The sequence below is a fragment of the Bacillus sp. SIMBA_154 genome (assembly GCF_046536015.1).
GTDB classification, from domain to species: domain Bacteria; phylum Bacillota; class Bacilli; order Bacillales; family Bacillaceae; genus Bacillus; species Bacillus pumilus_P.
The window spans coordinates 1-231 of record NZ_JAWJBV010000729.1; the positions used below are offsets into that span (position 1 = coordinate 1).

1 protein-coding gene is annotated in these 231 nt (G+C 36.4%); it reads right to left on the reverse strand.

Annotated elements, in window-relative coordinates; genetic code table 11:
• On the reverse strand, nt 1–231 hold a 231-nt coding region (fliD, locus tag R0K30_RS23795), incomplete at both ends, for a flagellar filament capping protein FliD (protein WP_410613527.1).

Here is a 231-nt window from a genome sequence, read left to right on the forward strand (position 1 = left end):
CTTGTTGGATTCGATAATGTATCTAACTGCTCTTTTAAGGTGTTATAGGCGCCAATAAATTCATCAACAGCTTTTACAGCAACTTCTGAATCAACTGAAACATTGAATGTCTGAGCTTCTGTGGTAACCTTGTTTAAAGTAATCGTTGTACCTTGTATTTTGTCATTAAGGGTATTTGACGAGCTACTAACCTCCTGACCATTTATCAACGTTTCTGCATTAACGGCATTT